The 20773-nt window shown below is 67.8% G+C and carries 18 protein-coding genes; 9 read left to right on the top strand and 9 right to left on the bottom strand.

The window, feature by feature from the left end; genetic code table 11:
• Nucleotides 1-5: 5 nt before the first annotated feature.
• The 3 genes from ACWESM_RS28470 to ACWESM_RS28480 all read right to left on the bottom strand — a co-directional run bounded on the left by ACWESM_RS28470 (nucleotide 6) and on the right by ACWESM_RS28480 (nucleotide 5951).
• Entirely contained in the window at nucleotides 6-2357 is a 2352-nt protein-coding gene (locus tag ACWESM_RS28470) for an arylsulfatase (RefSeq protein WP_452494332.1), read from the bottom strand.
• Between the two features lie 312 nt (nucleotides 2358-2669).
• Entirely contained in the window at nucleotides 2670-4505 is a 1836-nt protein-coding gene (locus ACWESM_RS28475; protein WP_355075344.1) for an acyl-CoA dehydrogenase, read from the bottom strand.
• Between the two features lie 216 nt (nucleotides 4506-4721).
• Entirely contained in the window at nucleotides 4722-5951 is a 1230-nt protein-coding gene (locus ACWESM_RS28480) for a TetR/AcrR family transcriptional regulator (RefSeq protein WP_355075346.1), read from the bottom strand.
• A 219-nt stretch (nucleotides 5952-6170) separates the two neighbouring features.
• Between ACWESM_RS28480 and ACWESM_RS28485 the strand changes: the two genes are divergently transcribed.
• Nucleotides 6171-6683 carry a MarR family winged helix-turn-helix transcriptional regulator gene (locus tag ACWESM_RS28485; protein WP_355075348.1) on the top strand — a complete coding sequence of 171 codons (513 nt, stop codon included), beginning with the start codon at nucleotides 6171-6173 and terminating at the stop codon, nucleotides 6681-6683.
• On the opposite strand, the gene ACWESM_RS28490 is transcribed toward ACWESM_RS28485, so the two are convergent.
• Nucleotides 6660-7316, bottom strand: coding sequence for a TetR/AcrR family transcriptional regulator (locus tag ACWESM_RS28490; RefSeq protein ID WP_356965770.1), 657 nt, complete (start codon nucleotides 7314-7316; stop codon nucleotides 6660-6662). The two genes, ACWESM_RS28485 and ACWESM_RS28490, sit on opposite strands and share 24 nt — an antisense overlap.
• Nucleotides 7317-7506: 190 nt before the next feature.
• Here ACWESM_RS28490 and ACWESM_RS28495 point away from each other — a divergent pair, with 190 nt between their 5' ends.
• Both ACWESM_RS28495 and gndA read left to right on the top strand, forming a co-directional pair.
• Nucleotides 7507-8292, top strand: coding sequence for an alpha/beta hydrolase (locus tag ACWESM_RS28495; RefSeq protein WP_355075352.1), 786 nt, complete (start codon nucleotides 7507-7509; stop codon nucleotides 8290-8292).
• Nucleotides 8293-8463: 171 nt separating this feature from the next.
• Nucleotides 8464-9909 carry an NADP-dependent phosphogluconate dehydrogenase gene (gene gndA, locus ACWESM_RS28500; RefSeq protein WP_364432393.1) on the top strand — a complete coding sequence of 482 codons (1446 nt, stop codon included), beginning with the start codon at nucleotides 8464-8466 and terminating at the stop codon, nucleotides 9907-9909.
• A 55-nt stretch (nucleotides 9910-9964) separates the two neighbouring features.
• On the opposite strand, the gene ACWESM_RS28505 is transcribed toward gndA, so the two are convergent.
• The gene (locus ACWESM_RS28505; RefSeq protein ID WP_452494336.1) at nucleotides 9965-11923 is read right to left on the bottom strand and encodes a heavy metal translocating P-type ATPase; all 1959 of its coding nucleotides are present in this window, start codon (nucleotides 11921-11923) and stop codon (nucleotides 9965-9967) included.
• A gap of 94 nt (nucleotides 11924-12017) precedes the next feature.
• Here ACWESM_RS28505 and ACWESM_RS28510 point away from each other — a divergent pair, with 94 nt between their 5' ends.
• On the top strand, nucleotides 12018-12380 hold the full coding sequence (locus ACWESM_RS28510) for an ArsR/SmtB family transcription factor (protein ID WP_355075358.1): 363 nt from the start codon (nucleotides 12018-12020) through the stop codon (nucleotides 12378-12380).
• 93 nt (nucleotides 12381-12473) lie between these two features.
• A complete protein-coding gene (locus ACWESM_RS28515) occupies nucleotides 12474-13865 on the top strand; it encodes a DUF1214 domain-containing protein (protein ID WP_452494339.1) in 1392 nt (463 codons plus the stop codon).
• Between the two features lie 31 nt (nucleotides 13866-13896).
• Here the strand turns inward: ACWESM_RS28515 and ACWESM_RS28520 are convergent, their stop codons facing one another.
• Nucleotides 13897-14241: an ArsR/SmtB family transcription factor gene (locus ACWESM_RS28520; RefSeq protein WP_452494341.1), complete on the bottom strand. Its 345-nt coding sequence runs from the start codon at nucleotides 14239-14241 to the stop codon at nucleotides 13897-13899.
• Between the two features lie 61 nt (nucleotides 14242-14302).
• Here ACWESM_RS28520 and ACWESM_RS28525 point away from each other — a divergent pair, with 61 nt between their 5' ends.
• Together ACWESM_RS28525 and ACWESM_RS28530 are read left to right on the top strand one after the other, a co-directional pair.
• Nucleotides 14303-14641 carry a putative quinol monooxygenase gene (locus ACWESM_RS28525; protein ID WP_452494342.1) on the top strand — a complete coding sequence of 113 codons (339 nt, stop codon included), beginning with the start codon at nucleotides 14303-14305 and terminating at the stop codon, nucleotides 14639-14641.
• Nucleotides 14642-14730: 89 nt separating this feature from the next.
• Nucleotides 14731-15606, top strand: coding sequence for an LLM class F420-dependent oxidoreductase (locus ACWESM_RS28530; RefSeq protein WP_355075366.1), 876 nt, complete (start codon nucleotides 14731-14733; stop codon nucleotides 15604-15606).
• A 96-nt stretch (nucleotides 15607-15702) separates the two neighbouring features.
• Here ACWESM_RS28530 and ACWESM_RS28535 read toward each other — a convergent pair whose 3' ends face one another.
• Both ACWESM_RS28535 and ACWESM_RS28540 read right to left on the bottom strand, forming a co-directional pair.
• Nucleotides 15703-16185: an adenosine-specific kinase gene (locus ACWESM_RS28535; RefSeq protein ID WP_355075368.1), complete on the bottom strand. Its 483-nt coding sequence runs from the start codon at nucleotides 16183-16185 to the stop codon at nucleotides 15703-15705.
• Nucleotides 16186-16262: 77 nt separating this feature from the next.
• Complete coding sequence (locus tag ACWESM_RS28540; protein ID WP_452494345.1) at nucleotides 16263-17030, bottom strand: PP2C family protein-serine/threonine phosphatase; 768 nt, start codon at nucleotides 17028-17030, stop codon at nucleotides 16263-16265.
• A 647-nt stretch (nucleotides 17031-17677) separates the two neighbouring features.
• Here ACWESM_RS28540 and ACWESM_RS28545 point away from each other — a divergent pair.
• The gene (locus tag ACWESM_RS28545; protein WP_452494347.1) at nucleotides 17678-18628 is read left to right on the top strand and encodes an EamA family transporter; all 951 of its coding nucleotides are present in this window, start codon (nucleotides 17678-17680) and stop codon (nucleotides 18626-18628) included.
• A gap of 242 nt (nucleotides 18629-18870) precedes the next feature.
• Nucleotides 18871-20268 carry a superantigen-like protein SSL4 gene (locus tag ACWESM_RS28550; protein WP_364436865.1) on the top strand — a complete coding sequence of 466 codons (1398 nt, stop codon included), beginning with the start codon at nucleotides 18871-18873 and terminating at the stop codon, nucleotides 20266-20268.
• A gap of 19 nt (nucleotides 20269-20287) precedes the next feature.
• On the opposite strand, the gene ACWESM_RS28555 is transcribed toward ACWESM_RS28550, so the two are convergent.
• Nucleotides 20288-20626, bottom strand: a complete 339-nt coding sequence (locus ACWESM_RS28555) for an MmcQ/YjbR family DNA-binding protein (protein ID WP_355075375.1) — start codon at nucleotides 20624-20626, stop codon at nucleotides 20288-20290.
• Between the last annotated feature and the right edge of the window lie 147 nt (nucleotides 20627-20773).

Genomic DNA, 20773 nt, shown 5'->3' on the forward strand with positions numbered 1-20773 from the left:
GTCGGTTACTGCCGAGCCATGTGCATGCGCATCTCGCTCTTGGCGTCCGTCGTCAGTTCTCCGGACAGATCCACGACGACCGTGCGCAACGTGCCGGTGAACCGGAAGGGCGGCCGGTAGTCGGGCACCACCGCGGAGCCCGGGTTGGCGCCGCAGGTCATCCCACCGGGGTTGAACGCGACCGGCGTGATGAACGGGAAATCGGCTTCGCCTGCCGGGCTGCGGTCGATGTAGAGCCGGGCGGTGCCAGGGGTGCCCTTGCCGTTGCCGAAATCCGGTGCGCCGGTGGGTTCGAACTCGAAGCGCAATTCGTGGCGGCCTTCCGGGATGGTTCGTGTCGAGGCGACGCGGTGCACGGTGCGCCGCACGTAGTTGTGGGCGTAGTGCAAGTGGCCGTCTGCGACGAAGAAGGTCCAGCCTCCGGCATTGGTGCCCTGGCACAGCAAGACGCCCTCGGCGCCGCCGGACGGGATCTCCACTTCGGCGGTGACGCTGTGCGGGCGGTTCAGCACCCGCGGCGAGACGGCCGCAGGCAGCGTCTCGGTGTCCGGGCGCAGGGTGTATCGGGTCTGCGCGGGCGTGATCTGCGGGCGCTCGGCGAGCAGGCGTTGCAATCCGCTGCCGTCGATCGGCAGCACGTCGTAGCGGCCTGCTTCCACATACCACAGGGCGATCATCTCGTTGAGCTTGTCTCGACGTTCAGCGGCGAGGTCACGGGTCTCGGCGAAGTCCTCGGCGACGTGGTAGAGCTCCCAATCGTCGGCGTCGAGCCGGCCGAGGTCATCGGCCGTGATCGGCGTGCCGAACGGCCGGTCCGCTTCGGCGAAGGACGGACCCGGCCAGGGGCACACGGCCCGCCAGCCGTCGTGGTCGATGGCTCGGTGGCCGAGCATTTCGAAGTACTGCGTGTGGTGCCGGGTCGCGGCGGTGGAATCGTCGAAAGTGTGGGCGAAACCGACACCGTGCAAGGGGGACTGGGATACGCCCCTGATGGTGACCGGCGGTTCGAGGCCGAAAGCGTCGAGAACGGTGGGAACGACGTCGATCAGGTGCGCGTACTGGGTTCGGATCTCGCCCTGTGCGGTGATGCCCCGAGGCCAGTGGACCAGGAAGGGATCGCTGACGCCGCCGCGGTAGGTTTCGCGCTTCCACCGCCGGAAGGGAGTATTGCCCGCCCAGGTCCAACCCCACGGATAGTGGTTGAACGTGGTCGGACCGCCCAGCTCGTCGATGGCGCGCAGGCTGTCCTCGATCGGTTCCGGGGCGTTGTTGAAGAATTGCAGTTCGTTCGTGGTTCCGGTGACCCCGCCCTCCGGACTGGCGCCGTTGTCGGACACGAGCATGAGCAGGGTGTTGTCGAGCTCCCCGATCTGGTCGAGGAAGTCGAGCAGTCGTCCGATGTGGTGGTCTGTGTGGGTGAGGAATCCGGCGTAGACCTCCATCATTCGTGCCGCCAGGCGGCGTGCGTCGGCGGACAGCGCGGCCCATTCGGGCACATCCGGATCACGGCGGGAAAGCCGCGCGTCCGGTGGTACGACACCGAGCTCGCGCTGCCGGTCGAACGTGTATTCGCGATAGGCGTCCCAGCCGCCGTCGAATCGGCCGCGGTAACGGTCCGCCCACTCCCTCGGCACGTGGTGCGGCGCGTGTGTGGCGCCGGTGCAGAAGTTCAAGAAGAACGGCTTGTCCGGAGCGACCTGTTTGGCACCGGCGATGAAGGAGATCGCCTTGTCCACCAGATCGGCGGTCAGGTGGTAGCCGTCTTCCGGGGTGGCGGGCGGCTCGACCTGATGGTTGTCGTGGACCAGATCCGGATACCACTGGCTGGTGTCGCCGCCGAGGAAGCCGTAGAACCGCTCGAAGCCCCGCCCGAGCGGCCAACGATCGTAGGGGCCTGCGGCGGATTCCTGCTCCGACGGCACCAGATGCCATTTGCCGACCATGTAGGTGTTGTAGCCGCGCTGTAACAGCATCTCCGAGAGGAATCCGTTCTCGAATGGGATGTTGCCGTTGTAGCCCGGATACCCGGTGGCGATCTCCGTGATGCCCGCCATGGCGTTGGCGTGATGATTACGCCCGGTGATGAGACAGGAACGCGACGGTGAGCACAACGCGGTGGTGTGCATATTGTTGTACAGCAGTCCGCCTGCGGCCAACGCGTCGAAATGCGGCGTGGAAATGGGACTGCCGTAACACCCGAGCTGTCCGAATCCGGTGTCGTCGAGCACGATGAACACCAAGTTCGGTGCGCCGGGAGCCGCCCGTACCGGTTGCGGCCATGCGGGTTTCGACACATCCGTCGTTCGCCCGATGATTCCGGGAAAAGCCGTTCCCCGTTTGTATTCTTCCAGTGACATCTACCCGCCCTCCGTCCTGCGGATGGACTGGACACCGCCAGCCTGGTTGTCCGAATGAACGCGTGCGATGCCACTGCGTCGACGAGCGGTGCCGCGGTGGCACTGCGCAATCAAGTACTGCCGCGGAGCCGGGTGGGTCCTCATCGTCGGAAGTCGACGCCACCGGAGCGTCCGATATCGGTTCCTCGCCCATCCGCTATCGCGACGTGAGTCAAATGCTAGACGACGCGGGCGCGACTGTCAGTGGCGGAAGCCGACCGGCCGCCGCATCGTCGGATGCGGCGGCCGGTGCGACGGTGATCGCCGAGGGTGTCAGAACGCGGCTTCGTCGAGATCCATGACGCTGATGTCGACGTCGGAGATGACCGACCATTCCGCGCTGAGGTGCGGCAGGACAGTTTTGGCGAAGAACGACGCGACGGCGATCTTGCCCTCATAGAAAGCGCGGTCTCCGCCGCCCGGCTCGGCATCCAAGGCCGCGGCGGCGATCTCGGCGGCGACGATCAGACGCCAGGCGATGAGGAGATCGCCGACGGCGAGCAGGAACCGGACGGAATTCAGTCCGATCTTGTACAACTCGGTGGGTTGCTGCTGGGCGGCGATCAGGTGCTGAGTGAATCGGCCCGCCATGTCCTGGACATCCTCCAGCGCGGTGGCCAGCAGCACCTTCTCGGTCTTGAGCCTGCCGTTGCCCACGCCGGATTGCGCCGTGTCCCGGATCTTGCCCGCGATGTGCGCGAGCGCGACGCCGCGATCGCGGGCGATCTTGCGGAAGAAGAAGTCCTGCGCCTGGATCGCGGTGGTGCCCTCGTACAGCGAGTCGATCTTCGCGTCGCGGATGTACTGCTCGATCGGGTAGTCCTGCAGGAAGCCCGAACCGCCCAGGGTCTGCAGCGACTCGGTCAGGTACTGGTAGGCCCGCTCCGAGCCGACGCCCTTGACGATCGGAAGCAGCAGGTCGTTGACCCGCGCGGCCAGCTCGGCATCCGCCCCCGAGATGTGCTGCGCGACAACGTCGTTCTGGTGACCGGCGGTGTACAGGTATACCGCGCGCAGGCCTTCGGCGTAGGCCTTCTGCATCATCAGCGACCGGCGCACGTCGGGGTGCCGGGTGATGGTCACCTTCGGTGCGGACTTGTCCGCCATCTGGGTCAGATCGCTGCCCTGCACCCGGCTCTTCGCGTATTCGAGGGCATTGAGGTAGCCGGTCGACAAGGTGGCGATGGCCTTGGTGCCCACCATCATCCGAGCTTCCTCGATGACGTGGAACATCTGCGCGATGCCGTTGTGCACCTCGCCGACCAGCCAGCCCTTGGCCGGGATGCCGTGGCCGCCGAAGGTGAGCTCACAGGTGGCGGACGCTTTCAGGCCCATCTTGTGCTCGACGTTGGTGACGAAGACGCCGTTGCGGTCGCCCAGCTCACCGGTCTCGTGGTCGAAGTGGAACTTCGGTACGAAGAACAGCGACAGGCCCTTGGTGCCCGGTCCCGCGCCCTCGGGGCGAGCCAGCACCAGGTGGGCGATGTTGCCGAACAGGTCGTCGGCGTCGGCGGAGGTGATGAACCGCTTCACGCCCTCGATGTGCCAGGTGCCGTCTTCCTGCTCGATCGCCTTGGTGCGACCGGCGCCGACGTCGGAACCGGCGTCGGGCTCGGTCAGCACCATGGTGGCGCCCCAGTTGAGTTCGGTGATGAATCGCGCCCAGCGCCGCTGCTGCTCGGTGCCGATGCCGTCGATGATGTGGGCCATCATCGGCCCGGTCAGATACATGTAGGCCGCGGGCTGCGCCCCGAGCACGAATTCGCTGATGGCCCAGCTGACCATCGAGGGGGCGGGTACTCCGCCGACCGCCTCGGACTTGCCGACGCGCCACCATTCGGCGTCGTACCAGGCGCGCACCGCCTTCTTGAACGACTCCGGCAGGCTGACCGAGTGGGTGGCCGGATCGAAAACCGGCGGGTTGCGGTCGGTTTCGGCATACGGTTCGGCGACCGGCCCTTCGGCTAGGCGCGCGGCCTCCGCCAGCATCGATCGCACGGTGTCGCCGTCCAGGTCCCCGAACGCTCCGGTCCGCAGGATGTCGTCGAGTCCGTACACCTCGAACAAATTGAACTCGAGGTCACGCACGTTGCTCTTGTAATGGCTCACGAGCCAGGGCCTTTCGAGAAACGGCCGGTGTACCGGCGAGGGATTCGGCGGGCGCACGGATAGGTGCTCACCCACGGCACACTGTGCGGCACCGATGACGCGAAAGCAATCTTATGTTAATAACGACTAAGTAGATGGTCGGATGTCCAACGGCATTCAATCCGCTGCTAGCACGTAATTGGCGCAGCTAAGTTAATGCTCGCTAAGTGGTATAAATCACTGCGAGGGGGTGCGGCCGGGATTTCCCGCCGTTTCGATCCGCTCCCCGATGGCTACGAGGACGTCGACGAGATCGGCGCGCCGCCGGAAGCGGGGATTGCGTACGGCATCGATGACGACGGTGACGATCGCGCGGCTGAGCACCCGCGCGACGGGCGCGGATAGATCCGGCCGCACCGCCTGCAGCATGCGGGCCCACTGGGCGATGCCGTCGAGGCGCACCCTCCGGTAGCGCTGCACCCCGTCGCCAGGAAGATGCCGGGTCTCGCTGACCGTGATCGCCAAGAGGTCGGGTTCGTCGACGCCCAATTGCGCGAAGCTGCGCATGAGCGAGCGCAGGGACTCCTCGGCGCTGCGTCCCTCTGCGATCGCCCGGGCGAGCAGCAGTCGGAGCCACTCGTCCTGGCGCCGGACGATCTGGTCCAGCAACTCCGCCTTGCTGGAGAAATGGTGATACAGGGCGGGTCCGGTGACGCCGACGGCCGCACCGATGTCCTCGATGCCCACCGCGGCGTAACCGCGGGTGCTGAACAGCCGCGCCGCCTCGGCGAGCATTCGCTCCGAGCGCAGCGCTCGGTCCAGTGCGGTGTTGCCGATCTCGGTGCGCGGTGGCCGGCTCGGCGCGTGGCCGTTCGGGTGTTCGGGCATCCGGGTCGTGATCACCGCCGCGACGGCGGCGTCGAGCACTTGAGCGGCGGCCGGCGCGGGCAACTCGGCGCGGTGATAGGAGGGGCTGACCGCGATCGACAGCACGCACCAGCTCAGCAATTCGACATCGGCCGTGCTCAGTTCGGGTCGGCGTAAGTGGATCGTGTGTCGTAGGTAGCGGGTGAGCCGTGCGGCGCGGACGAGCACCGCGGTCTTGTCGGCGGCGGTCAGATTGCGGAACTCCAGTTGCCACAGCCGCGGCAGGCCGCGCAACTCCAGCGCGACCCGGACCAACTCGGCCGTTACCGCGCCGCCGGAGTCATCGGCGCGATATGCGGCGTCCAGCCGGTTCAAGGTGTCGTCGAGGCCGACCAGCAGGCATTGGCCCAAAAGTTGCTGTTTGTTGCGGAAGTGTCGATACAACGCCGTCGCCGAGATGCCCACCGCAGCCGCGATGTCGGCCATCGTCGTGCCGTAATAGCCGCCGTGCGTGAAGGCGTCGACCGCGGCGGCCAGGATCATCTCGCGTCGATGCGGTGGTCTCCGCCGTGGTTGTCCGCTGTTCGCCTGTGTGCCCATCGCGGTCAGTGTCGCGCATCGGGCGGTCCGTACCAGCTATCGGGCCGCCCCCCGGGGTCGACCCGATAGCTGGTGGGCCGTGGGGATCTGTCGCGGCCACCGGTCCGTATGACGATTTCGTCACGGGCCACGCCGATGTCCTACTGTCGAGTAGGCTTCCCGCAGCTATCACCAGCCCGGGGATCGTTGTCCCACCAGGTAAGCAGAGGGAGCCCGCCCGTGAGCGCTGACACCGCGGACGCCACAGCACTGTCCACCATCGCGGCCCGGCTGCGCATTGCGACGACCGTCATCCTGCGGCGCGCCCGGAGAGATCCCGACGAACGGCGGCTGTCCGCGACGCAGTGGGCGGTCCTGGGACGGCTGCACCGATACGGCGCCATGGCCGCGGTCGACTTGGCGCGGCTGGAGATGCTGCGGCCGCAGACGATGCGCAACGTGGTCGACGGCTTGCGCGACCAGGGTCTGATCATCGGTGTGCGCGACCCGAACGACGGACGCCGGGTGAATCTGACTCTCACCGACGAAGGCCGCGCGTGGGTGTGCGGACATCAAGCGTCCGCGAACGACGCGCTGGCGCAAGCGTTGTCGGAGAGTTTGCGGACGGGTGAGTTGCACAAGGTCGGCGAGGCGCTGGATCTGCTCGAGCGCATCGCTTACGGTGACCGGGGAGCGGATGCGCTGATCGCGGGCGGTCTCGGCGCCGGATCACTGGTGGCCGATTCGCGATGACTCGGCCGCCGCCCGGCCGGGGTCGGCGGGCGGCGTGAGCGCCCGGGTCCAGAGATCGATGATCGCCCGGCCGCATTCGTCGGCGGTGCGGCCGGGCGGCGGATCGAGGACCGCGCCGTGGATCTGCGCCTCCACCGCCTGTACGAGCAGCAACGCCGTCAACCCCGGGTCGTCGCCGCCGACCTCGAGGCGGCGCAGATGGAATTCCACTTCGTCGGCGAGGACCCGTTCGAGTTGTCGGAGGCGTTCGACACCCGCGGCGGTGCGAGGGGCCTGATCGAAGAGCAGCCGGTGCATCTCCGGTTGAGCCGTGTGCAACCGCGTCACGGCGACGACCAGTTGCCGGATGGTGTCGACCAGAGGCGGCTGTTCGGCACGCAGGCGCCCGGCCGTTTCCAGCAGCGCCTGGGAAGCGTGCCGCAGGTGCCGTTCGGCGAGTGAGTAGAGCAGTGCGTCCTTGTCGGGGACGTAGTGATAGAGGGTGCCGATGGAGACGCCGGCGAGTTCGGCGATCTTGTTGGTCGTCGTCGCGGCGTAACCGTGCTGCTGGAAAAGTCGAGCAGCGGCGTCGAGGATCGCGTCGAAGGTGAACTCCGACCGCTGCTGGCGCGGGATTTTCCTGGGTGTCGACATGGCGTCCTGAAGTCGAGTTGGCAAAACCGAGGATTGCTCGAATTATTGTCACATGCACGCTTCTTACCACGCCTTTCTCCCCGATGACCTACGCCGGAGCTGGGATTTTCGGCCCCAGTCGAGCACTTGGTCGTGGCGCGGCCATCAAGTCCACATCGAACGGGTCCACCGGCCGGACGCGGACGTTCGGATGATCTTGATCCACGGCGCCGGTGGTCATGCCGCGGCGATGTGGCCGTTCGCGGCGCTGGCGGCGGCGCGCGGTTTCGACGTGCGGGTCCCCGACCTGCCCGGCTACGGCCACACCCGCGTCCCGTCGTCCCGCGCGATCCGGTATGCGGACTGGGTGGACTGCGTCGACGATCTGGTCCGTGCGGTCAAGGCGGCGGATTCGCGGCCGTTGGTGCTGGTGGGGGCGAGCGTGGGCGGGATGCTGGCGTACACGGTGGCGGCCCGCACCGGCATGGTGGACGCGCTCGCGGCCACTTGTCTGCTCGACCCACGGCTGGCGCGAGTTCGCGCGGCGGTCGCCCGTCGCCCGTGGCTGGGTCGGTACGGAACACGGTTGCTGGTGCCCGCGATCGACGATCTGCGAATCCCGATGCGGTTGCTCGCGAATATGTCCGCGATATCGAACGATCCCGAGCTGACCCGGGTCGTCTCGGCCGATCCCCACGGCGGTGGCGCCTGGATGCCACTGGGATTCCTGCGAACCTATCTGCGGTCCGATCCCGGTCTCGAACCGGAGGATTTCACGTCCTGCCCCGTATGGCTGGTTCACCCCGGCGCCGATCGGTGGACGCCCTTGGCGCTGAGCCAGTCGTTCTTCGATCGGATCGCCGCTCCCAAACGCCTGGTCGTGCTCGACGCGGCGGGGCATTTTCCCGTGGAGACGCCGGGCATCCACCAGTTGGCCGACGCGTTCGCCGAGATTCGTGACCGGTTGGTCTCCGGTCCCGTGCCTGCCGGGACGTGAAGTCGCGTACGCGCCGACGCCCGTATGGTCACGTGAGCGGCTCGTGATGCGCTCCGAGCCCGCACCGGCGGGGTGGGTAAGGTCTGAAGCGTCGTGGAACGGACGCCACGATGCCGCCGCCGAACAGCTTCGCGCGGACGCGCCGCCCTGCCGAACGAAGAGAGCTGATTGATGCCGACCTCTACAGCGCGCGCACAGATCGGGGTCACCGGTCTGGCGGTCATGGGTAGCAACATCGCACGGAACTTCGCCAGGAACGGCTATACCGTTGCGCTGCACAACCGCAGCATCGCCAAGACCGACGCACTGCTCGAGGCCCACGGCGACGACGGCGACTTCGTGCGGACCGAAACGATCGAGGAGTTCGTCGCCGCGCTGGAGAAGCCGCGCCGGGTGCTCATCATGGTGAAGGCAGGCGCCGCGACCGACGCGGTCATCGAGGAACTCGCGGACGCGATGGAGCCGGGCGACATCATCATCGATGGTGGAAACGCCCTCTACACCGACACCATTCGGCGGGAAGCCGCGATGCGCGAGCGCGGGCTGAACTTCGTCGGAGCGGGGATCTCCGGGGGCGAGGAGGGCGCCCTCAACGGCCCCGCGATCATGCCCGGCGGCCCCAAGGAGTCCTACGACTCGCTCGGGCCGCTGCTGGAATCCATCGCGGCGAAGGTCGACGGAACGCCCTGCTGCACCCACATCGGCCCGGACGGCTCCGGACATTTCGTCAAGATGGTGCACAACGGCATCGAGTACGCCGACATGCAGTTGATCGGTGAGGCCTACCACCTGTTCCGCGACGCGCTCGGTTTCGACGCCAAACAGATCGCGGACGTGTTCACCCAGTGGAACTCCGGCGACCTGGAGAGCTACCTGGTCGAGATCACCGCCGAGGTGCTGAACCAGGTCGACGCGAAGACGGGCAAGCCGCTGGTCGACGTGATCGTCGACGCGGCGGAGCAGAAGGGCACCGGGCGCTGGACGGTGAAGTCCGCGCTCGACCTCGGCGTGCCGGTGACCGGAATCGCCGAAGCGGTGTTCGCGCGGGCGCTGTCCGGTTCTCGCGAGCAGCGAAAGGCCGCGCGGGGTCTGGCTTCCGGACGGCTGGCCGACAAGCCCACCGACGTGGAGCGGTTCACCGAGGACATCCGGCAGGCGCTCTACGCCTCGAAGGTGGTCGCCTACGCGCAGGGCTTCGACCAGATCGCCGCGGGCAGCGCCGAATACGACTGGAACTTGCGCCCGGGTGATCTCGCGACGATCTGGCGTGGCGGCTGCATCATCCGCGCCCGGTTCCTCAACCGGATCAAGGACGCCTACGACGAGAACCCGGCGCTGCCGAGCTTGCTTCTCGCACCGTACTTCCGTGAGGCGATCGAGACGGCCATCGACAGCTGGCGCCGCGTCGTGGCCACCGCGACGCTGCTCGGCATTCCGGTGCCCGCGTTCGCTTCGTCGCTGTCCTACTACGACGCCCTGCGCGCCGAGCGTCTCCCGGCCGCGCTCACCCAGGGGCAGCGTGATTTCTTCGGTGCGCACACCTACGAGCGGGTGGACGCCGAAGGCAAGTTCCACACGCTGTGGAGCGGGGACCGCGGCGAGGTTCGCGCCGACTAGCCGGACGCGCTGTCGCAGTGCGGGATTCGTTTCCGCACTGCGACGGAGGTCGCTGTCACTCCCGTGATCCGGCAGCTCGCTCCCACGCACCCCGGCGGAGCAGGCGTAGCCCGTTGAGCCCGACGAGGACGGTGGATCCCTCGTGCCCGGCGACGCCGAGGGGGAGCGGCAGGGTCCCGGCGAGGTCCCAGACCACCAGCACGCCGATGCAGGTGGCGGCGATGGCCAAGTTGGCGATCACCACCCGTCGCGCCTGCCGGGACAACGCGATCACCGCCGGGATCGTGGTCAGGTCGTCGCGCACGACGACGGCGTCCGCGGTCCGCAGGGTCAGGTCGGATCCGGCGCCGCCCATGGCGATGCCGACCTCGGCCGCGGCGAGCGCAGGGGCATCGTTGATGCCGTCGCCGACCACGGTCAGTTTCCGCCCGCCGGCTTGCAACTCGCGCACCGCGATCATCTTGTCGTCGGGCAGCAGTTCCGCCCGGACGTCGGTGATGCCGACACATTCGGCGAGCCGATCGGCGGTGGCGGTGTTGTCGCCGGTCAGCAGTATCGGCGCGCTGCCGGTCAGCGCGGTCGTCGCGCGCACGGCCGCCACCGCTTCGGGCCGGAGCTGGTCGGTCAATGCGAGCACTCCGATCGGTTCGTGCTCGCAGGTCACGACCACGGCGGTGTAGCCGCTCGCGTGGAAGGCGTCGACAGTTGTGTGGGCGTCGCGGGTGGGTTCCCACGCGGCGGGGGAGCCGACGCCGATGAGACGGTCACCGACACGGGCGGTCACGCCGCGACCTGGGTGGGCCGTGAATTCGGTGACCTCGGGCAGCCGCAGCTCTCGGGTGCGGGCCGCGCGCACGATCGCCGCCGCGAGGGGGTGCTCGCTCGGGTGCTCGGCCGCGGCGGCGAGCCGAAGCACCTCGGCGTCGGTGAATCGTTGGTCCAGGCAGCGGATCTCGGCGAGTTCCGGGATGCCGCGGGTCAGGGTGCCGGTCTTGTCGAAGGCGACGTGCGTGGTGGCGCCGAGCTTTTCCATGACCACCGCGGATTTGACCAGGACACCGTGACGCCCCGCGTTGGCGACGGCCGCCAGCAGGGGCGGCATGGTGGCCAGCACCACCGCGCAGGGGGAGGCGACGATCATGAACGTCATCGCTCGCAGCAGCGCTCGCCGCACGTTGTCACCGAGCAGCAGCGGGATGGCGAACACCGCGAGGGTGACCGCGACCATGCCGACGGAGTAGCGCTGTTCCACCTTCTCGATGAAAAGCTGGGTGCGCGCTTTGGTTCGGGCCGCCTGCTCGACCAGGGCCGCGATGCGCGCTACCACGGAGTCCCGCGCGCGGCGCGCGACGCGGATGCGCAGGGCCCCCGTGCCGTTGAGGGTGCCCGCGTACACCTCGTCGCCCTGGATTTTGTTCACCGGCAACGGTTCGCCGGTGATGGTGGCCTGATCGACCTCACTGCCGCCGGCGAGGACGGTCGCGTCCGCGGCGATCCGCTCCCCGGGCCGCACCACGAGGACGTCTCCGACGCGCAGTTCGGTGGCGTGGACCGTCTCTTCCTCGCCGTCGCGCGCGACCCGGGTCGCGGTGTCGGGTGTGAGGTCGAGCAGTCCGCGCACCGAGTCCTCGGTCCGGGCGGTGGCCAGCGCTTCCAGGGCGCCGGAGGTCGCGAAGATGACGATCAGCAACGCGCCGTCGGTGATCTGGCCGATGGTCGCCGCTCCGATCGCCGCGGCGACCATGAGCAGGTCGACGTCGAGCGTCTTGTCGCGGAGAGCCTGTAAGCCGGCCCACCCGGGTTCCCAGCCGCCCGCGGCGTAGCAGGCCAGGTACATGCCCCAGCGCAGCCACTGGGGGCCATCGGTCAGCTGCACCGCCAGCCCGGCGCAGAAGAAGACCACGGCCACTGCGGCCCAACGGGCTTCGGGCAGGGTGAACAGCCGGGTCCGGCGCACGGGCACGCGACCGGATGGCGGAGTCGGACGAGTCGGCGCGAGCGTCGGCGCGGCCACGGGTCACCTCCAGAACAGCAACGGACAGACGGCCCGAACCATACCAGAACACATGAACATGTCTTCATTTGTTCCTAGAGTATGCTGTTCAGTCATGGGACACGGCGTCGAAGGCAGGGACCGCCCTGCCGTGCGCTTGGATCCCGAATCGGCCACCCATGTGGCGACCACGTTGCAGGCGCTGGCCACACCGAGCCGCTTGATGATCCTTACCGAACTGCGCCAAGGGCCGCTGCCGGTGAGCGCGCTGGCCGATGCCATCGGCATGGAACAGTCCGCCGTCTCCCACCAGCTTCGGCTGCTGCGCAATCTGGGTCTGGTCACGGGCACTCGCACCGGCCGCAGCATCGTCTACAGCCTCTACGACAACCACGTCGCCCAACTGCTGGACGAGGCGATCTACCACAGCGAACACCTGCGCCTCGGCTTGTCCGACCGTCCTGAGGCCGCGGTCTGACCGACCCCGCGCACTGGCGATCCGGCTGCACGGCAAGTCTTTCACCCGCTTCGGGTGATGTCGGCCCGGTGCGGCGGTGGCACCGTCCAGGAAATGACGGCCCCGGCGATGGTGGACAACCGGTACGAGTTCGCGAATGGCTATCCGATCGAGTCTTCCGCGACTCGGGCATGGGACGACAGCGTGTTCCAGCGCGCCGTGGTCGCGTACCGGTTCTGGTATCCGACCGTGTCGATGGAAGGAATCTTCAACGGCAACAGGGAGATCGGACTGAACGACAACCGCGCGGTCGGAATCGCCTCTACCGGGCCGCGGCATATCGGGTTCACTCTGAATTCCGATACCCCGTATGGCGCCGCGGTGCTGGATCTGTCGGCGGGGCCGATGGTGGTCGAGCTTCCGCCGGGACCGTACATCGGCCTGGTCGACGATCATCATCAACGGTGGATCACCGATCTCGGCATTCCAGGGCCCGACCGAGGGCAGGGCGGCACTTACGTCATCGTTCCTCCCGGCTACGCGGGGGCGCTGCCGGATCGGGCGCACGTCGGGCGATCCGCGTCCTTCAAAGTGCTGCTCGCCGTGCGCGCGCTGCCGCTCGGTGGCGACCTGGCCGAGGCGATGGATGCGCTGCGGGCGGTCCGGGTGCACCCGCTCGAGGAGGCGGGCGCGGTGCTGGACATCATCGACACCACCGAGTTGGCTATGGACTCCACCTGTTTGTGCTGGGAAGCCGACATCTCTTACTGGCGGGTGCTGCACGGGATTCTCGAGACGGAACCGGTGGTGCCGGAGTTCTTGCCGATGTATGGGCTGCTCGGGGCGATCGGTCTCGAGCGAGGCGTTCGGTTCGCGCCCGACCGCCGGTCCGCGGCGCTGTTGACGGCCGCGGCGCGGACCGGGCGCGGTCAATTGCTCGTCTCCGCGTTCGCCAGTGGCCGGCCGGACCGCATGGCCTGGCCGGACCGTCGCTGGGAATGGGTGGGACTGGTCGCCGACAACGGCGACTTCCGGACCGCCTCCGGTCTCGACCTCGAAGCGCGCGACCGGTGGTTCGCCCAAGCGATCATCGCCTCACCGGCCATGTTCCGGCGGCAGGTGGGCGGCGGATCGCTGTATTGGCTCGCCATGCGGGACGGGCGAGGGGATTACTTGGACGGTAGTGCCACTTATACCCTCGATATACCGCGGCCGGTGCCGGCCGGGCTGTTCTGGTCCGTGACGGTCTACGACGCGCAGACTCGCTCGCAGATCCAGGCCGACCAGGGCAAGGCCGCCCTCCGGTCGCTGTTCGAGTTGTGCGACCTCCCGCCCGACGGCCCCGTGCGGCTGCACTTCGGCCCCATTCCTCCTGACGGCGACGAGACCCGCTGGCTGCAAACCGTCCCCGGCCGCGGATGGTTCGCCTATCTGCGCATCTACGGACCCGAGGAAGCGGCGTTCGACCAGACTTGGCGGCCCGGCGATTTCGAGCGCGCGAGCTGATCGAGTGTGGCGACGGCCCTCGTGGCTCGGCCTATGGGGCGGGATGGCAGCGCTTGCGTCTCTGGTCCGGGATTTCCGCGCGGAGCAACTCGATCAAGCCGGGGAATCGGTGCTGGAGTTCGGCTCTGCGTAGCTGGGCCATATTGCTGTTGCCGCGATCGACCTGACGGATCAGCCCGGCCTGGCGAAGAATCCGAAAGTGATGTGTGAGTGTCGCTTTCGATACCGGGAGGCCGAACGAACTGCAATGGCGCTCGGTGCCGTCGGGCTCGGCGAGGAGCGTGAGGATCACCTGGCGGCGATGCCGATCGGCGAGCGCGGCGAACACCGAACCGAGTTCCATCTCCTCCGGTGCGGGCTGATCGCTGCCGGGCACGGCGAACCTCCTCCATAGGTACGTCTTGCATCGTACCTCAGTGGCCGCTAGCGTCCGAGGTATGAGGAATCTCGTACCTGATCACGCGCCCTACGTCCTCGTCGGTTTCGCCCACCCCAAACCGGAGCGCGCGGCGGAACTGCGTGAGTTGCTGTTGTCCTTCGTCGAGCCCACGCGCGCCGAAGAAGGTTCGTTGGAGTATCACTTCCACGAGGACAAGGACCGGCCGGGCATGTTCGTCTTCTACGAGGTATGGCGGTCCAAGGAAGATCTCGATCGTCATTTGGCCCTGCCGCACATGCGGGCGTTCTGGGACAAGCGCATGGACTACCTCGAACGGGATCTCGACATCCGCTGGCTGTCGATGCACAGCCCGTATCCGCACCCGGTCGCAGGTTGACCACCCGATCGATCCGCTGCTTGACCTGGAGCGCACTCCAGCGCTTAGGGTGCGCTCATACAGGGTTGTCCAGCAGAAGGGATCACTTCATGGAGCTCGGTTTTCACATACCAATCTTCGATATCGACGGTGGCACCACCGCCATCGCCGGTGAGCTGGCAAGGGTGGGCGCGGCGGCGGAAGAATCCGGCGCGACGTGGCTGTCGTTCATGGACCACTACTTCCAGATAGAGCCGACCGGCCTGCCCGCGGAGGCGAACATGCTGGAGGGGTACACGACCCTCGGCTATCTGGCCGCGCACACTTCGCGCATCGACCTCGGACTGCTCGTCACCGGCGTGACCTACCGTCACCCCGGTCTGCTCGCCAAGATCGTCACCACCCTCGACGTCCTCTCGGGCGGCCGGGCGGTCCTCGGGATCGGCGCCGCGTGGTTCGAGCGCGAGCACCGCGGGCTCGGTGTGCCGTACCCGCCGACCGCCGAACGGTTCGAGCGGCTGGAGGAGACGCTGCGCATCTGCCGCCAGATGTGGGACCCGCAGGACAACGGGCCGTTCGACGGGAAGTACTACCAGCTGGCCGAGACGCTGTGCTCGCCGCAGCCCATCAACCGGCCGAAGGTGCTCGTCGGCGGCGGGGGAGAGCGCAAGACGCTGCGGTTGGTCGCGCAGTACGGCGACGCCTGCAATCTGTTCGGCTCCTCGCCCGGGGACGTCGAGCACAAACTCGACGTGCTGCGCAGGCATTGTGATGACGTCGGCCGCGACTATGACGAGATCCGTAAGACGATCATCGCCAACAACCCGCGGCCGAGCCCGGAAAACCGCGACGAATTCGTCCGGCAGATGGCCGACTACGCCGAACTCGGCATCGAGACGGCCATCGTCACTCCGACCACAGGCTCACCGGCGGCATGGATCGACGGCATGGCGCCTGCCGTCCCGCAACTGGCGGAACTCGGCTGAGGTATCCGGCGCGGGCCCGGATCGCTTGCGGGATTCCGGGCCCAGCCGGTGCGCCGACCATCGGTGCGCGCCGTACGAACCGGCGGGGCAGCGGTCCTACAGTTTGTAGCCGATCTGACGCAACAGCTGCTTCCGGGCCGCCTGGTCGTCGGCATCTTCCACGCCGAGCGGCGGCGAACCGTCGATCACTCCGATGATTCCTCTGCCGAGTTCGGTTTCCGCGATCAGAACCTCGACGGGATTGGCTGTGGCGCAGTAGATTCCGCAGACCTCCGGGACCTGCTGCACGGCGTTCAGCACGTTGACGGGGTAGCCCTCGCGGAGAAAGACGATGAACGAGTGTCCCGCACCGATGTCGACCGCGTTCTTGGTGGCGAGCTCGACGAGTGCGTCGTCGTTGCCGGAGCGGCGGACCAGGCGCGGTCCGGAGGCCTCGCAGAACGCCAGCCCGAAGCGCAGGTGCGGACCGACTCCGACCAGCGCCTCGTGCAGGTCTTCGACGGTCTTGATGAAATGGGACTGTCCGATGACGACGTTGAGATCATCCGGTTTGTCGATGCGCACGGCTGTCAGCTCCACAGCGACATACTGCGCCCCGACGACGTCGATTCATAGCATTTCGACATTTGTTCCGCGCGTCGCGAACGGTCCCGGAATCACCCACCGTGGGTGCCCCCCGGCCGGAAAGGCAGGTCCACGACCAGTGCGGTGGCGTTGTCCCTTCCACCGGCCAGGAGGGCGGCATCCACCAAAGTGTTCGCGATCGTGGGAGCCGCGTCGCCCCGCGCGAGGATGGCTTTGACCGCGGCTATGCCGAGTGGCTTGTGTACGCCGTCGGTGCTCAGCAGCAGTCTGCCCGTGCTCGAGCCGGTGGCGGCGTATCCGATCGCGTCCGGCCGCACGGTGCGCGCCGAGGTGGTGACCAGATGATCCATTCGCGGGGTGGAGGCGAGCCCGCGGGTGCGGTACAGCTCGGCGACGGTGTGGTCCGTCGTGATCTGGTGCAACACTCGCCCGTTCCACCGATACGCGCGACAGTCGCCGACCCACGCCACCTCGCAGGGGCCATCGGGTTGATCGGCGGCCGGAAGCACCGCGACCACGAGCACGCTGTCGGCCGAAGGCTCCGGGACCTCGCGCAGGAGTTCCTCCTGGGCCGCGAGAATTCCCGCGCGCGCTCCGTCGGCGGCGGCGGAGCGCGCCGCCGCGGCGGCGACCGTGCGTGCCGCGCGGGCTCCGAGCAGATGATCTCCGACGCCGTCGGCGACGACGTACGCCGTCGCTCCGGTCACGGCGTCGGTCTCGATCGCCACCGCGTCGGCGTTGATCGACCGTGACGCGCGCCGACTGGCCGAAGCGCCGGTCGTTCCGCCCAGCCGCGGTGTCTGGATCCGCGGCATGCTCGCGGTGGTACCGGTAAACACGAACTGGTCTCCTCGTAGCTGGGCTCTGAGTGCTGCCGACCAGCACCCTTCAAGGACACCGCATCAGTATTTGGACTTGGCGAGAGTCCGTTGTGTGAACGCTGAGAATTCGCTCTCGATCAGGTCACGACGGGCGTCCCGGCTAGTGGCGCTGCCCGCCTTCCGGCCGGAGCAGACGCTGTCGCGTGCTGCCGCCGGCGGGCGGACGAAGGGCGCATTGATCGATCACCGCTGTACCTTGTGCCGCAGTCCACAGCGCGGGACGCATTTCGCAACATTGTTTCTGGATTCCGGCAATCGATCGGCTCACTGTTCGTTGCTCGGCGCATTTACGTTCTCCGCTGTGAAGCAGGGGTGCGCGCAGCGCGCAAATCACCGAAGCCGGTCACGTTTGTCCGATTTGTTCGGCTCTCGCCGCACAATTCGACGGATATCTGTGGCGACCGCAAATTCGGAGCCGTCGGCTCGTTACGTCCCAGCGCGGGTGCCCGACCGGTGCGTGTCCACGTCTGTTCGGCGCTGACGCAGCCGACAACCGCTCTGCCACAGATCAATCGACGCGCCGAGTCGGGCCGTGCAGCGGATCCGCCGGCGTCCGACAACGCGCGCCGCCCCGGGTACAGGCGTGTTCAGGAACGGAGTACTACGTGGTCATCAGTCCCGCCGAGGACGCCTCCCTACGATTCGCGCCGCGGCTGATCCCGCCGCGCGGAGGTGTGCCCACCCCGGTGCTCGTGGTCGCCGCGATGGTCAGCATCCAGCTCGGCGCGGTCATCGCCAAGCACCTGTTCACACTCGCGTCGCCGGTAACGGTCGCGTGCGGCCGGATCATGCTCGCGGGCGTGTTCGCCGTGCTGCTGTGGCGGCCGTCGCCGCGGCTCGAGCGCAGGGCCCTGCTGCCGGTCGCCGGGCTCGGCGTGGCCATCGCGGGCATGAACCTGTGCTTCTATGCGGCCCTGGACCGCATCCCGCTGGGCATGGCGGTGACGATCGACTTCATCGGTCCGCTCGCCGTCGCCATGATCGGGTCGCGGCGCACCCGCGACGCGCTGTGGGTGACGCTCGCCGGAGCGGGCGTTCTGCTGCTGGTCGACAGCGAAGGGCCGGTCTCGTGGAGCGGGGTGCTGTTCGCGGCGGCAGCCGGTGCGGGATGGGGCGCTTACATCGCGTGCAGCGCCGTGGTGGGCAGGCACACCGCCGGACACGACGGACTGGCGTTGGCCATGGGCCTCGGCGGACTGCTCGCCGTGCCGGTGGTGATCGCGAATGACGCTGTGGCGCTGACGGATCCGGTGTTCCTGGCGGCCACGGCGGCGTTGGCCGTGCTCTCGTCGCTGCTGCCGCATGCCATCGAGATGGCGGCCTTGCGCCGGATCACGCCCGCGGTGTTCGGCGTCATGATGAGTTTGGAACCCGTGGTGGCCGCGGGCGTCGGGCTGCTGTTGCTCGGCGAGCAGATGCGGGCGGCGCAGTGGTCGGGTATCGGCCTGGTGGTCGTGGCGTGCGCGGGCGTGGCGCGCGGTTCCCGTGCCGACGCCGTCGGCGATCGGGCGTATGCCGAAATGGCGGTGTCCAGCGCTGTAGACAAAACCACCTAGGTTTTCCGGATGTCGGCAGCGCTCACGTATTTCCGTCGCGGCTGCCGACAGACATGATGACTAGGCAGAATGCATTCCGCACGCGACGATTTCGCTAGAGGGAGAAGTTGTCGGTGACGTAGACAACATCCGAAACTCGGTTGAATTCCCCGCCTTACCGGCGGGTACGTGATCGAATGCTCTGCAACTGATGTCGCGAACCCGTGTGATGCACCGGTTCAGTAATCCGGGAGGTTGTGGCTGTGGCCGACGCAAGCGTGCCCACGCTGCGTCCGTCCGAGCTGGAGAGGTTGGCTCAGCTCGACGAACACAACGAACTCTCCGCCGACCAGGTGCGATCGAGCTCGCAGCGGATGGGCGTGCCGGAGGAGGACCTGTGGCGGTGGCTGGAGGACCGCCGCAGTGCGTCCGCGCCCACCAGACGCATCGATGTACCCGAGCGGCCGACCGCCCACGTCGAGGTTCCCGACCCGCCGACCGCCCACGTCGATGTATCCGACCCGACCACCACACGCGTCGATGTTCCCGACCCGCCGACCACGCGCATAGATGTCCCTGATCCGCCGACCACCCGGATCGATGGCCCTGAGCCACCGACCAGGCACGTGGGGTACGGCGAGATCAACCACCGGCAGTCCCGCATCATCACGCTTCCCGAAGCGGCCGGAGGCGGGCTGCTGCCGCAGATCTCCGACGGGGACGTCACCACTTTCCGGGCCGATGCCTACCGGAGCCTGCCACCGGAAGAATTCGCGCGCATCGACGCCGTCTACGCCGACGGGATCCAGCTGGCCTGCCGGTGGCTGGCCGAACACACCGGGCGATCGTGCAGGCACGACCTGAACCAGAACGGCGTCGGCAGCTGGCTGGGGCCGCGCGGGGCAGGCCTGGCCGAATACATGCTCTCGGTGCTGCAACCTCGCCTCAGCGTGCCGGACCGCTTCCAGCAGGGCGCCGGTTTGGTGGACGAGTGGAACGACATTCTGAGCCTGTACCGATTCCTCGGCGGCCTCGTCGCCGACAGCCCCAGCCGCGGGCACACGATCACGCGCCTGCGCGGCGCCCAAGCGGCGTTCCTGCTGCACGGGATGCGCCTGGATCTGCCGCCGGACCTGGCCTACTCGGTCGGGCCGGGGCTGACGACGGTCCCGATCGATGACGACCTGGTCGCCCGGGTCCGGGCCAGGACCGCCGATCCGGTGGACGCGGCGGCGATCGTCACCGCGCTCTTCACCGGCGCCACCGCGATGGAACTCAACGCGATCCCCTGCGTCGCGCTCGCCGCGGACGCGCTGATCTTCAACGGCCCGATCGGTTACACCCACGCTCCGGACCTGTACGTGTGGGTGATTCCGCCGTCGGCGCGGCCTCTGCTGTACGAAGCCCGCGTCCACCAGGAATCACGCCCCACACCGAACACCAAGCTGTTCGCCGGCGCCATCGGCGGAGCGGGTTTCCGCCTCCGCAGGCTCGCCGCGGCGTGCGAGGTGACGCTGCCGGATCTGTACCACTGGCATCACAGCTGGATCCGCGAAGCGGGACTGCTCCGGAAGTCGGAACAATCGACACCGGTCCGCAATACCGATCTGCTCTTCGGTCTGAAACTCGCGCCACGGCCACGCCGCCGCCGCGCACGCTGACGCCGGGGCGTCGAGCAGGTCACCCGGCGTCGTCGAGCAGATGCCGTGGTGCGGCCTGCCGCCACGAGTCGTGCACGATGGCTTCGAGTTCCTCCCGGTCGTCGAGGGCGGTCAGCCGCGCACGGACCCAGGCGTTGCCTGCTTCGTGCGCGGCGATCCAGAACTTGTCCGGTTCGGCGACGACGAGTTCGTCGCGGTCGGCGATGGGGCAGCGGACCGCCATCGAGGTCTCGGACTCGGGAAGGGTGAGGAACAGCTTGCCCGCGACCCGGAAGGTCGGCATCCCCCAGGTGAATTGTTCGGATGTCTCCGGTAGCGACAGCGCGAAGGCCCGGACATCGTCCCCGGTGAAACTCATGCACCGAATCCTGCCAGCTCGCAAGGGAAGTCTCGGACCCGGTCGGATCACGGCGGAGATCGCCCACGCGATGCCGGGCCGATCCATAGGGCACCGTGCCAACGCGGCCGTCCGCGCGTTGTGAGCTACCCAGTAATCGACTCGGCG

Source organism: Nocardia sp. NPDC003999 (genome assembly GCF_053604885.1).

Excerpts from the sequence above, each read along its gene's own strand:
- ACWESM_RS28470 (WP_452494332.1), bottom strand. The coding sequence starts at position 2,357 with ATGTCACTGGAAGAATACAAACGGGGAACGGCTTTTCCCGGAATCATC.
- ACWESM_RS28480 (WP_355075346.1), bottom strand. The coding sequence starts at position 5,951 with ATGGGCACACAGGCGAACAGCGGACAACCACGGCGGAGACCACCGCAT.
- ACWESM_RS28490 (WP_356965770.1), bottom strand. The coding sequence starts at position 7,316 with ATGTCGACACCCAGGAAAATCCCGCGCCAGCAGCGGTCGGAGTTCACC.
- ACWESM_RS28495 (WP_355075352.1), top strand. The coding sequence starts at position 7,507 with ATGATCTTGATCCACGGCGCCGGTGGTCATGCCGCGGCGATGTGGCCG.
- gndA (WP_364432393.1), top strand. The coding sequence starts at position 8,464 with ATGCCGACCTCTACAGCGCGCGCACAGATCGGGGTCACCGGTCTGGCG.
- ACWESM_RS28510 (WP_355075358.1), top strand. The coding sequence starts at position 12,018 with ATGGGACACGGCGTCGAAGGCAGGGACCGCCCTGCCGTGCGCTTGGAT.
- ACWESM_RS28515 (WP_452494339.1), top strand. The coding sequence starts at position 12,474 with ATGACGGCCCCGGCGATGGTGGACAACCGGTACGAGTTCGCGAATGGC.
- ACWESM_RS28525 (WP_452494342.1), top strand. The coding sequence starts at position 14,303 with ATGAGGAATCTCGTACCTGATCACGCGCCCTACGTCCTCGTCGGTTTC.
- ACWESM_RS28530 (WP_355075366.1), top strand. The coding sequence starts at position 14,731 with ATGGAGCTCGGTTTTCACATACCAATCTTCGATATCGACGGTGGCACC.
- ACWESM_RS28555 (WP_355075375.1), bottom strand. The coding sequence starts at position 20,626 with ATGAGTTTCACCGGGGACGATGTCCGGGCCTTCGCGCTGTCGCTACCG.